We start from the raw sequence: 12,561 nt of genomic DNA on the forward strand, positions 1-12,561 counted from the left end.
AGGGGTAGGAGAATGCAGGGTATAATATTAGCAGCAGGAATGGGGAAACGATTAAAGAATATTACAAAGAATAAGACTAAATGTATGGTTGAAGTAAATGGAATATCTCTGATTGAAAGAATGCTGAAGATCCTTGACAGAAAAGACCTGTCAAGGATCGTTATAGTGACAGGGTATCAGGAAGAGACATTAAAGGAATATATTGTGTCATTAACAATACATACACCGATCATATTTGTGGAAAATCCAATATATGATAAAACAAATAATATTTATTCCCTGTCTTTAACGGCCACTTTTCTGGAGGAAGAAGACACCCTCTTGCTGGAATCAGATCTGATTTTTGATGAAACGGTAATAGATCTGATATTATGTGATCCAAGAGAGAACCTTGCACTTGTTGATCGGTTTGAAAGCTGGATGGATGGTACATGTATGCTTTTGGATGAGAATGACTGTATTGTGGATATGGTCGCAAAAAAAAATCTTCATTTTGTAAATGCGGATCAATACTATAAGACAGTGAATATATATAAATTCAGCAGGCATTTTTCCAAGTATACATATGTGCCTTTTCTAAAGGCGTATGCAATGGCAATGGGAAATAATGAATATTATGAGTCTGTTATCCGCTTGATCGCAATGCTTGACACGAAAGAGTTGCAGGCCAGACGGCTTAACGGTCAGCGCTGGTATGAGATTGATGATATTCAGGATCTGGATATTGCAGAAAGCCTGTTTACAGATAATACAGAGGAACAGTATAAAAAAATAACTGCCAGATATGGTGGCTTTTGGAGATATCCTAAATTGGTCGATTATTGCTATCTTGTAAATCCGTATTTCCCAACAGAACACATGTTGGAAGAAATCCGTGCCAACAGTGACCGGCTGATCATGCAGTATCCCTCTGGTGCAAGAGTGATACGGTTATTGGCAGGCAAACTGTTTGGCATATCAGATAAGAAAATTATAGTTGGTAATGGAGCAGCGGAATTAATTCGTGAAATGATGCAGGAAACGAATGGAAAAATAGGTTTTGTGACTCCGACATTTGAGGAATATATAAATTGCTGTAAGCAGGAACAAAGAGTTATTATGGATACCAGAAAAATGGATTTTTCATATTCTGGACAGGACATTCAGGATTATTTTGAACAGAAGCATATTCAAATGCTTGTGCTGATAAATCCGGATAATCCTAGTGGGAATTATATTGATTCCAGAGAAATATATGAATTGATCCATTGGTGTAAGAAGAAAAAGATATGTCTTATATTAGATGAGAGTTTTTCGGATTTTTCGGATGAGGCAGAATCTTGTATAGCTGATTCGTATCTGGAACTGTATGATGAGTTTTATGTAATAAAAAGTATTTCAAAATCATATGGGGTTCCGGGCTGCAGACTGGGAATATTAGCTGGAAGAAACAGTGAAAAACTTGATCAGATCCAGCGCAAACTGCCAATCTGGAATATTAATTCTTATGCAGAATTCTTTTTACAGATCATAGAAAAGTACAAGGAGGATTACAGACTGTCACTGGATCGTCTTAGAAAGTCCCGTGAGATTTTCATGAAAGAGCTGGAAAAACTCCCATATATGAAGGTATATCCATCGCAAGCAAATTATGTTATGTGTGAACTTTCAGATGGAGTGAAAAGCAGGAAACTTGCATCATTTTTACTGGAAAATAATATTTTGATCAAAGTGCTGAATGAGAAATTAAATAACCAAAAGGAAATGATCAGACTTGCAGTTCGGACGGATGAAGAGAATATGCATCTGATTGAATTGTTGGAAAAATTTGGAGGTGAATATATTGAATAACTGGAAAGCAATCTGGAATAGAAGAGAAGCGGATGAATGTTTTTTGCAGTCGCTTGAAGATCCTAAAGCAATCTGGCGGGAGCTGAAACGAATTGATGGATTTGATGTGGATCTGGGAGATTCAGCGGATGCATATTATAATGCATTTTATAAAAGCTGGGAAGAAGAATGTGCACTTTTAAATACACATATTGGTCCGTGGAACAGCATTTATGAAGTAGGATGCGGCGCAGGAGCGACCTTATATTTATTTTCCAGGCAGAATAAAAAGATTGGCGGAATTGATTATTCCAGACAGAGTACAGATATTGCAAAAATTGTATTAAAAGAAGCGGAGATAGCATGTATGGAAGCGGACCATATTTCAACAGATGAAAAATTTGATGTTGTGATGGCTGATTCTGTATTTGCATATTTTCCAGATGAAGCCTATGTATCTGATGTTCTGGAGAAGATGTATGAAAAAGCGCATAAGGCTGTGCTGATCACAGAGATATTTGATAAAGAGCTGGAAGATGCCTGCATGCAGTATAGAAGAGCTAAAATACAGAATTATGATGAAAAATATAAAAATCTTGATAAGTTATTTATTTCAAAATCCATGTTTGAAATGTTTTCACAAAAGCATGGTTGTGAATTGGTATTTACATCTGTTGAAAATCCATATTACTGGAATAGTCAATTTATGTACAATGTATTAATTATTAAGAAATAAGAAATAACACCAAATTCGCTAACAAATTCTTGCTACCATCATACAATTGTGCTAAAATCAAACAGGATTGAGATAATGAGAAAAATGGAGGCACACACATGAAGAAATTAATTTTAGTTACATCACCGCCAGCCTGTGGAAAGACATTTATTTCCAAACAGGTGGCAAAGGCACTGCCAAATTGTGTATATCTGGATAAGGATACATTAATTGTTCTTTCAAAGCAGATTTTTGTAGTGGCTGGTGAGGAATATAACCGTTCATCCGATTTCTTCCAGAAAAATATCCGCGACTACGAATATTATTGTGTACTGGATCTTGCATTTGAAGCACTGGAATACAATGATACAGTTCTTATAAATGCACCATTCACAGATGAGATCAGAGATGACGAATATCTTGACAATCTCCGTGCAAAGCTTGCAGAAAAAGGTGCAGAGCTCTTTGTGATCTGGGTAAATACCAGAAAAGATGTCTGCCACGAAAGAATGATCAAGCGTGCATCAGACAGAGATACCTGGAAATTGGAGCACTGGGATGAATATATCAACAGTCAGAACTTCAATCCGCCAACAAATATCAAAGAGCTCTTTATATTTGAGAATTCTTCCGATGAAGAATTTAAGGCATCTATAGATAAGGTTGTTAAGGCAATCAGAGGTTGATAGTGATTTTGAGTATTGCAACAGGAATCAGCAATGTTTTCTGTTGCAATATTTATATAGACAAACAGAGATCAGGAGGAACAGAACATGGCAGCAATCAGATGCTTTAAAGCATTCAGACCAAGACCGGATATCTGCGACAGAGTGGCAGCATTACCATATGATGTGTATAGCAGAAAAGAAGCCTGTGAAGAAGTACGTCGGGAACCGATGTCATTTTTAAAGGTAGATCGTGCAGAGACATCATTTGATGACAGTGTGGATACCTATGCACCGGAAGTGTATAAGAAGGCAGGAGATCTTCTGCATGAGATGATGGAGGATGGTACTTATATTGAGGAAGAAAAGCCGGTATACTACATATATGAATTGATCATGGATGGACGTCATCAGACAGGTCTGGTTGCCTGTGCTTCGATTGATGACTATGTGAATGGTGTGATCAAGAAACACGAGAATACCAGAGAAGACAAAGAACAGGATCGTATCCGCCATGTAGAAGCCTGTGGTGCGCAGACCGGACCAATCTTCCTTGCCTATCGTTCGATTGATATTGTAAATCAGATCATTGACCGGGTAAAGACAGGAGAAAAGTTATATGGCTTTACTTCACCGGATGGTATCACACATAATGTATGGATCATTGATGAAGCAGATGATATTCAGATAATTCAGGAAGCATTTGCAGGTATCAACGAGATTTACATAGCAGACGGACATCATCGTTCTGCTTCTGCTGTAAAAGCAGGCCTCCATATGAGAGAACAGCATCCGGATTATACCGGAGAGGAAGAATTTAATTATTTTCTGTCCGTTCTGTTTCCACATGATCAGTTGATGATCCTTCCATATAACCGTGTTGTAAATGATCTGAACGGTATGACTGATGACGAATTTTTAAAGAAACTGGAAGACAAATTTGAAGTAAAAGCATGTGATGCGGCTGTTTCACCGGAGAAGAAAGGCAGCTTTGGCATGTATATGGATGGCAGATGGTATCAGTTAACGGTAAAGGACGGAGTTGTTCCGGAGGATGTTGTCGGCTGTCTGGATGTATCTGTGCTTCAGGAAAATGTTCTGGCACCGATGCTTGGCATTGGAGATCCGAGAACGGACAAACGAATCCAGTTTGTCGGTGGTATCCGTGGACTTTCCGAGCTGGAACGACTGGTGGATGGAGGAAAGAAGGTAGCATTTTCCATGTATCCGACTTCCATTACAGAATTATTTGATATTGCGGATGCAGGCAAATTGATGCCGCCGAAGTCTACATGGTTTGAACCAAAGCTTCGAAGCGGAATCTTTATCCACAAGATAAACGAATAAAGATGAACAGTCATATGCAAATGAGAAAATTGAACAGGGAAACGGTGCAGCTATTTCGTATTTTGCATATAGAAAAGAATACACATGAGGAGAATGGGTTATGACAAAGAACACAGAGATTTTCGTTCTGAATCAGGATGAGGTTATGGCGATCACGGGGGCGAGACATGGCAATCCACATCACATACTTGGTATGCATGCCTGTCTGGCTGATGTATATGTGAATGCATTTCTGCCGGATGCAGCAGAAGTTTATGTAGTGGATGAAAAGGATCAGACAGAATATCCGATGCATGTAGAATACGCCGATGGATTTTTTACAGTAAAGATTGAGAACCGGCAGCCATTTGCATATCTGCTAAAGATTGTCCGGAAGGTATGGGATGCAGACGGAGAAGAAGCAGATGAAGTCAGTTTGATAAAGGATGCATACAGCTTTTCCTATTCTGCGGATCTTGAAAAAGTAATGCAGGTGGTAAATGGAGAAGATGACGTGGAATCAGGCTTCCGGATCAAAGAATTGTTTGGAGCCAGAAAGCTGAACTTTGATGGCACAGAAGGAGTGGCATTCTGTATTCAGGTTCCGGGCTGCGTCAGAGCCAGCGTGGTCGGAGATTTCAATAACTGGGACGGCAGAGTGAACCAGATGCGGAAGATCGAGTATACCGATCTGTTTGAACTGTTTATACCATATGACATTAACCAGACCAGATATAAATTTGAAGTATTGTATGAAAATGGAGAAACCGATATTTTCTCCGATCCATATGCAACAGCATTTGAACCGGTTCCGGGCAATGCGTCCTTATTTACAGAGCTGACATATGACTGGATGGATGCGGCATATATGACAGACCGAAAAAAGAAGAATATCAGCATGGAACCTGTGAATATCTATGAGGTACATATGCAGACATTTAAGACCGACAAAGATGGAGAACGGCTTTCCTATCAGGCATTTGCAAAAGAAATCGCAGCTTATGTAAAGAGCATGAAGTATAATTACATCGAGCTTATGCCAATCATGGAATATTCCGGTGAGGATACATGGGGATATGATACGACGGGTATCTATGCACCAACGTCCAGATTTGGTTCTCCAACTGATTTCATGGCAATGGTTGATTATCTGCATGCAAAAGGTATTGGTGTGATCCTTGATATGGTGCCTGTGATGGATATTGACTGTATGACTTACTGGTTGGAAGCGTATCATCTGGATGGCATCCGTCTGGATAATAAAGAGCTGATCCGTTCCTTCCGAAAGGTGACCGGAGACAGATATGCGGATGTTATGGTGGATCTTACATGGAACACAATGGGCGTTTCAAAGCTTACAGAGTATATGAAGACTGCGCCGGATCGCAGAGAGAACTTTGTAGACTATGTATCTTCTGTAACCGGATTTATATCCGAGCATCAGGAGGTAAGTGCATTATCACATGATCAAGTGGCATATGGTCAGGGAAGCTTTATAGAGAAGATGCCGGGTGGCTATGAAGACAAATATGCAGATCTTCGTATATTTTATGGTTTGAATATGTTCCTTCCTGGTAAAAAACTGATGTTTATGGGACAGGAGATTGGAATGTTTGGCGGATTTGATGGCTATCATGTTATTGATTGGAGCGTTCTGGAGTTTGAAGCAAATAAATATCTTCAGAAGTATGTAAAGGATCTGAATGCTTTATATCTTGCAGAACCGGCATTTTATGAAGCAGACAAACTTCCATTTATATTTGCAGGAGAGCAGGAGCCACATACTGTATGCTTCACAAGAACAGACAGTAAGGGTTCTGTCTGTTATGTAGCTGCGAACTTTGGAACTTCAGATCAGAAGAGCTATGTATTACAGACCGGAGCTCCGGGAACTTATAAAGAGATCTTCTCCAGTGATGCGGCAAAGTATGGTGGAGAAGGTAATAACAATAAACAGCAGAAGGTGACGAAGGACGGTGATATCGAGATTGTTCTCCCGGCACTTTCAATCACAGTATTTAAGAAGGTGAAATAATTAAGTGATAGGTATAGCATTGACGGAGAAGCTGGCGGATACTACAGAGTCAGCATCAGAAACGGCATCGGAGATCGTACAGGATGCAGAACAAAAAGCTGGATTGCTCAGACAGTATATGACAGATCTGCTGGATTGGTGCATGTCAAAGGTTGGAAGCCTGGTAGTGGCGGTTATCTTTATGGTGATCGGATTTCGGGTTGTGAAATGGATCATCAAGCTGATAAAGAGAACCTTTGACCGGTCCAATATGGATGTCAGTGTCGTAGGATTTTTACTGTCTGCCATCCGTATTCTGATGAATTTTATAATATTGATAACAGCGGCATCCATTGTCGGTTTTCAGGTTACTTCATTTGTTACATTGCTTGGAACGGCGGGTGTGACGATCGGTCTTGCGTTGCAGGGCAGCCTGTCCAATCTTGCCGGTGGTGTGCTGATCCTGATATTGAAACCATTTCATGTAGGTGACTATATTATCGAGAATAATACCAAATGTGAAGGCGAGGTTGTATCGATCGATATATTCTATACAAAGCTTAAGACGATCGATAATCGTTCCGTAGTCATACCAAATGGAAGCATATCGAATACATCACTGGTGAATGTTACTTTACATGATAAGAGGCGGGCAGAGATCAAGCTCGGTGTCGGTTACGATGAAGATCTGGATAAGGTAAAGCGTGTGGTACTGGATGCGGTAAAGACAGTTCCGGGATATCTGGAGGATGAAGTCGTGGATTTCTTCATTGATGAATTCGCAGATAGCAGCATTGTGGTCAGTGTTCGGTTCTATGCGAAGATCGACCAGTACTGGGATGCACTCTGGTCGGCAAGATGGAATATCAAGAAAGCATTTGATGAAAATGGCATCGTTATCCCATACAATAAACTGGATGTCAACCTCGATTCTTGCAAAAAAACAGATAATCGAGTATAATAATCGGTTGTGATATGAAAACTAGATAATTGTGTGATGAGTTTACTATCACACAATTATCCGTACATTTAATAGATTAGGAGTGATTTAGAAATGACAAAGATTGATATTATTTCCGGTTTCTTAGGTGCCGGAAAAACAACTCTGATCAAGAAGCTGATCGAAGAAGGTTTTAAGGGCGAGAAGCTTGTGCTGATTGAGAATGAATTTGGCGAGATCGGTATTGATGGCGGATTCTTAAAGGATGCCGGTGTACAGATCACTGAGATGAATTCCGGTTGTATCTGCTGCTCCTTAGTTGGAGATTTTGGTACGGCTTTAAAGAAGGTTATTACAGAATATGCACCGGACAGAATCATTATCGAGCCATCCGGTGTTGGTAAGCTTTCAGATGTTATCAAGGCTGTAAAGGATGTTGCTGAAGAAGTTGAAGTACAGCTTGACAGCTATACAACAGTTGCAGATGTATCCAAATGCAAGATTTACATGAAGAACTTTGGTGAATTCTTCAATAATCAGATCGAAAGTGCAAATACGATCGTATTGAGCAGAACACAGACAGCTTCCCAGGATAAGATCGAAAAGGCAGTTGCCATGATCCGTGAGCACAATGCAGATGCTACGATCATCACGACTCCATGGGATGATATTGACGGTTCTAAGATCAAAGAAGCTATGCAGAATCATAAAACCGTTAAGGACGCTTTATTTGAGGATGAAGATGAGCATGAGCATCACCACCTTCATCACGACCATGATGACGAATGTGGCTGTGGCGATCATGACCACGATCATGAACATCATCATCACGACCATGACGATGAATGTGGCTGTGGCGATCATGACCACGATCATGAACATCATCATCACGACCATGACGACGAATGTGGCTGTGGCTGCCATGACCACGATCATGAACATCATCATCACGACCATGACGACGAATGTAGTTGTGGCTGTCATGATCACGATCATCACCATCACCACCATGCAGATGAGGTATTTACAAGCTGGGGTAAGGAAACTCCACATAAGTTTAATGAAGATAAGTTAAAAGAGACTCTGGATGAGCTTGCTAACACAGAGGAATATGGTATTATCCTTCGTGCAAAGGGTATCGTTCCAAGTGATGGTACAGACTGGTTATACTTTGATCTTGTACCGGGTGAGTATGAGATCCGTAAGGGAAATCCGGATATCACAGGTAAGTTATGTGTGATCGGAAGCAAACTGGCAGAAGACAAGCTTGCAGAGCTGTTTGAGGTATAGGAGAAAATGATGGCAAGACAACAGGAAACAGAGATTCCGGTTTATGTATTTATGGGCTTCCTTGACAGTGGTAAAACTACATTTGTGAAGGAGACATTATTAGACCGGGAATTCACCGGAGGCGCCAAGACACTGCTTCTTGTATGCGAAGACGGTGAAGAAGAGTACGATGAGAAAGACCTGAAAAAGAAAAATATTTTTCTGGAATTCATAGAAGAAGATCAGTTGAACACAGAGCATCTGTTAGATCTGCAGGACAAATATCAGCCGGAGCAGGTTATGATCGAATACAATGGTATGTGGAAGCTGGACAAGATCTTTGATATCCGTGTGCCGAAGGGATGGACCGTTGTCCAGGTATTATCCTTTGTAAATGCTGAGACATATGATGTATATCAGCAGAATATGAAAGCAACAATGATGGATCAGGTTAACAGTGCGGATATGGTTGTATTTAACCGTTGTGATGAGAAGTCCAAGCGCGCAGAATGGCGCAGAGGAATCAAAGCAGTCAACCGACGGGCACAGATCATCTTTGAGATGAAGGATGGTTCGATCGCACCGGATGAGAATGACGAAGAAGATCTGCCATACGATGTAAAGGCTGACGTGATCGAGCTGAACGATGAGGATTTCGGTATCTGGTATGTGGATGCCTCCGATCAGCCGGATCGTTATGTCGGTAAGAAGATTCATTTCCGTGGCATGGTATTCAAGCCGAAACAGTATGGTAAGAATGCATTTGTACCGGGACGTTTTGCGATGACCTGCTGTGTAGAGGATATTACATTTGTAGGCTTCAAATGCTATTACGATGGCTCTAAGAATCTGATTGACAGACAGTGGGTAGATGTAACAGCAACGATCAAGAAAGAATACTATCCTGACTTTGAGGGAGATGGTCCGGTTCTTTATGCAGAGAAGGTTGTGCTGACCGGTCCGCCGGAAGAAGAGGTTGTATACTTCAGTTAATATAAAAATGCATTTGACTTTTTGTATGGATACAGGTAGTATAAATGCAGGCGTATAAAAAGCTGCCAGGTGGCAGCTTTTTGTTTTCGCTGATTCTGTTCAGGCATGCTCCATGGAGAGACGGCAGAAATGTCGAAAGGAGCAGATACAGATGTACAGTAAAGTAACAAGTGGAGGAGTCCTTGGAGTAGAGGGACTTCTGATTCAGGTGGAAACAGATATCAATGACGGACTGCCAATGTTTCATATGGTAGGCTTTTTGTCTGCATGCGTAAAGGAAGCCGGAGAGCGGGTGAGAACAGCACTCAAAAACTCTGGATTTCAGATACCACCGAAAAAGATCACGATCAATTTATCACCGGCAGATATCCGGAAGGAAGGAACTGCCTACGATCTTCCCATTGCCATAGGAATTATGGTATCTATGGGGCTTATTCCAAACGATAAAATAGAAAATACCTTGATTATGGGTGAACTGGGGCTGGATGGCAGGATCAATGCTGTATCAGGAATACTCCCGGTTGTTCATCATGCAGTAAAACAAGGAATCACACGCTGTCTTGTTCCGGCGGAAAATGCAGAGGAGGCGGCACTGATCCGAAATATAGAAGTGATCCCGCTCCGGACGTTGTCAGAAGCGGAATCTTATCTGAATGAAAAAGCGGTGATCGAGCCTGCATTTGTAGATGTGGAGGCTCTGCTCGACCAGGAGGATATGGGGGAACTGGGAGATTTTGCAGATATTAAAGGGCAGGAAATATTGAAGCGCGGAATGGAGATCGCAGCAGCCGGAATGCACAATATTCTGATGACAGGAGCAGCAGGTTCAGGAAAGTCCATGATTGCAAAATGCCTGCCAACGATCCTTCCACGTCTGACATTTGAGGAGAGTATTGATATTACCAAGATATACAGTGTGGCAGGTCTGCTGAAAAAAGGACAGGCGATGATAACAAAGCGTCCGTTCCGGGCACCGCATCATACCGTATCTGCCATTGCTCTGACCGGTGGCGGAGCAATACCGAAGCCGGGAGAGATCAGTCTCAGTCATAATGGGGTGTTGTTTCTGGATGAGCTTCCGGAATTTGGCAGAAATGTTCTTGAAGTAATGCGGCAGCCGTTAGAAGATCGGGAAGTAACGATCGCAAGGATCCAGGGTAAATATATATATCCGGCAGGATTTATGCTGGTTGCGGCACGAAATCCCTGTCCCTGCGGCATGTATCCGGATCTGAATAAATGTACCTGTACCTGTAGGCAGATCCGACAATACAATGCAAGGCTTAGCAGACCTCTGCTCGATCGTATTGATATCAACGTAAATGTCCGCAGGATTGACTGTTCTGACCTGTTAGAGGATAAACGGGCAGAAACTTCGGCTGAGATCCGGGAAAGGGTGCTTGCGGCGCAGAACATACAGAAGGAGCGTTACCGTTCAGAGTCGATAAATTTTAATTCCCAACTGGATGGAAAGAGAACAAAGCAATATATTTCCCTGGGAAGGGCAGAGCAGGAGCTGGTGCGGGAAGCGTTTGAACATACAGAACTTTCTGCCAGAGGCTATAACCGGGTACTTAAGATCGCAAGGACGATCGCTGATCTGGCAGGAAGTATCGGGATCCATGAGGAACATTTAAAAGAGGCATTGTTTTTCCGGTATCAGAATCTTACAGAAGAGACAGAGGGAAATATGCAGTACAAAGGAATGAAAGGGGGGGACAGATATGGAGTATGATCTTATAAGGCTGTGGCTGGGGATGATATCGGATATGGGGAATGCAGCACTTGGCAGGATCCTTGATTATTTTGGAGGACCTGAAGAACTGTGGAATGTTCCAGAACATGTGCTTCGGGAAACGTTGACAGAAAAACAGAGTGAACGGATCCTGTGCACACGGGATGAAAAGAAAATAATCGTCTATAAAAACAGACTAAAGGAGCGGAATATTACATATATATATCCAGGACATCCTTATTTCCCGGAAGTCCTGCGGGAAATTCCGGATTGTCCGTTTCTGCTGTATGCAAAGGGGTGTGTGGAGACGCTTAAAACAGACAGAACCGGTATAGCGATCGTAGGTGCAAGAAAGGCCTCCGCATATGGGAAAGAGATGGCGGAGCAGTTTGCTTCTGTGCTTGCAGGATATCGGACTGGTATTATCAGCGGACTTGCAGCAGGAATCGACGGCGCCGCCCAGCGTGCGGCAATCAATGTAGAAAATGGATTTACAGTTGCAGTACTAGGTTGTGGGATCAATATCTGTTATCCGAAGGAAAATTACAATTTGTTTGAACGGATTGGGCATCAGGGTGTGATCCTGTCAGAATATGGGTTGGATATAGAGCCTGCGGCATGGAGATTTCCACTTAGGAACCGGATCATCAGTGGACTTGCAAAAGGGGTGCTGGTTGTAGAAGCACAGAAGAAAAGCGGATCTCTGATCACCGCCGATCAGGCGCTGGAACAGGGGCGTGAGGTGTATGCAGTTCCGGGACGGATTGGAGACAGAAACAGTGAGGGCTGCAATCATCTGATCCGGCAGGGGGCTATGCTTGTGACGGATCCTGAGGATATTGTGGAGGATTTAAAACTTGAACGGAGGATCCTTGCAGCAGGGAAAGCAGAATTTCGGGAGGACAGCCGGCTTACCGCTCTGGAACAGAAGATATGTGCCTGTATGGGGCGGGAAGTGCTGCATATAGAGGAAATCTGTGCCCGCGTGGATCAGCCTCCTGCAAGAATCCTGACAGCGTTATTTGATATGGAAAGAAAAGGAATAATTCGGCAGCCGGTACGGTATTATTTTGCTGTTACACAGGGATGAAAACA

The 12,561-nt window shown here is 42.1% G+C and carries 10 protein-coding genes; all 10 read left to right on the forward strand.

Annotated features, from left to right (window positions below; genetic code table 11):
* Positions 1-12: 12 nt before the first annotated feature.
* Positions 13-1,830 (forward strand): aminotransferase class I/II-fold pyridoxal phosphate-dependent enzyme, encoded by a 1,818-nt coding sequence (locus OCV60_RS07670; RefSeq protein WP_262529924.1) that lies wholly within the window; start codon positions 13-15, stop codon positions 1,828-1,830.
* Positions 1,823-2,545: a class I SAM-dependent methyltransferase gene (locus tag OCV60_RS07675; protein WP_021944404.1), complete on the forward strand. Its 723-nt coding sequence runs from the start codon at positions 1,823-1,825 to the stop codon at positions 2,543-2,545. The genes OCV60_RS07670 and OCV60_RS07675 overlap by 8 nt, the downstream gene beginning before the upstream one ends.
* Before the next feature lie 98 nt (positions 2,546-2,643).
* Positions 2,644-3,210 carry a P-loop nucleotide/nucleoside kinase family protein gene (locus OCV60_RS07680; RefSeq protein WP_021944405.1) on the forward strand — a complete coding sequence of 189 codons (567 nt, stop codon included), beginning with the start codon at positions 2,644-2,646 and terminating at the stop codon, positions 3,208-3,210.
* 87 nt (positions 3,211-3,297) lie between these two features.
* Positions 3,298-4,536 (forward strand): DUF1015 domain-containing protein, encoded by a 1,239-nt coding sequence (locus tag OCV60_RS07685; RefSeq protein ID WP_021944406.1) that lies wholly within the window; start codon positions 3,298-3,300, stop codon positions 4,534-4,536.
* Between the two features lie 100 nt (positions 4,537-4,636).
* Positions 4,637-6,550: a GlgB N-terminal domain-containing protein gene (locus tag OCV60_RS07690; protein ID WP_262529925.1), complete on the forward strand. Its 1,914-nt coding sequence runs from the start codon at positions 4,637-4,639 to the stop codon at positions 6,548-6,550.
* Between the two features lie 4 nt (positions 6,551-6,554).
* On the forward strand, positions 6,555-7,490 hold the full coding sequence (locus OCV60_RS07695) for a mechanosensitive ion channel family protein (protein ID WP_021944408.1): 936 nt from the start codon (positions 6,555-6,557) through the stop codon (positions 7,488-7,490).
* 93 nt (positions 7,491-7,583) lie between these two features.
* Entirely contained in the window at positions 7,584-8,759 is a 1,176-nt protein-coding gene (locus OCV60_RS07700; protein WP_262529926.1) for a GTP-binding protein, read from the forward strand.
* A 9-nt stretch (positions 8,760-8,768) separates the two neighbouring features.
* Positions 8,769-9,731, forward strand: a complete 963-nt coding sequence (locus tag OCV60_RS07705) for a TIGR03943 family putative permease subunit (protein WP_021944410.1) — start codon at positions 8,769-8,771, stop codon at positions 9,729-9,731.
* 151 nt (positions 9,732-9,882) lie between these two features.
* Positions 9,883-11,466 carry a YifB family Mg chelatase-like AAA ATPase gene (locus OCV60_RS07710; protein WP_117785417.1) on the forward strand — a complete coding sequence of 528 codons (1,584 nt, stop codon included), beginning with the start codon at positions 9,883-9,885 and terminating at the stop codon, positions 11,464-11,466.
* Positions 11,456-12,556, forward strand: coding sequence for a DNA-processing protein DprA (dprA, locus tag OCV60_RS07715; protein WP_117785416.1), 1,101 nt, complete (start codon positions 11,456-11,458; stop codon positions 12,554-12,556). Before OCV60_RS07710 ends, dprA begins: the two co-directional genes overlap by 11 nt.
* The last annotated feature ends 5 nt before the right edge of the window (positions 12,557-12,561 follow it).

Origin of the sequence: Coprococcus ammoniilyticus (genome assembly GCF_025567345.1) — a bacterium.
In the GTDB taxonomy this organism is placed as follows: Bacteria; Bacillota; Clostridia; order Lachnospirales; family Lachnospiraceae; genus Coprococcus; species Coprococcus ammoniilyticus.

Bases quoted from the DNA above. Each gene is read 5' to 3' on its own strand.
- OCV60_RS07670 (WP_262529924.1), top strand. From the start codon at position 13: ATGCAGGGTATAATATTAGCAGCAGGAATGGGGAAACGATTAAAGAAT.
- OCV60_RS07680 (WP_021944405.1), top strand. From the start codon at position 2,644: ATGAAGAAATTAATTTTAGTTACATCACCGCCAGCCTGTGGAAAGACA.
- OCV60_RS07685 (WP_021944406.1), top strand. From the start codon at position 3,298: ATGGCAGCAATCAGATGCTTTAAAGCATTCAGACCAAGACCGGATATC.
- OCV60_RS07690 (WP_262529925.1), top strand. From the start codon at position 4,637: ATGACAAAGAACACAGAGATTTTCGTTCTGAATCAGGATGAGGTTATG.
- OCV60_RS07700 (WP_262529926.1), top strand. From the start codon at position 7,584: ATGACAAAGATTGATATTATTTCCGGTTTCTTAGGTGCCGGAAAAACA.
- OCV60_RS07705 (WP_021944410.1), top strand. From the start codon at position 8,769: ATGGCAAGACAACAGGAAACAGAGATTCCGGTTTATGTATTTATGGGC.
- OCV60_RS07710 (WP_117785417.1), top strand. From the start codon at position 9,883: ATGTACAGTAAAGTAACAAGTGGAGGAGTCCTTGGAGTAGAGGGACTT.
- dprA (WP_117785416.1), top strand. From the start codon at position 11,456: ATGGAGTATGATCTTATAAGGCTGTGGCTGGGGATGATATCGGATATG.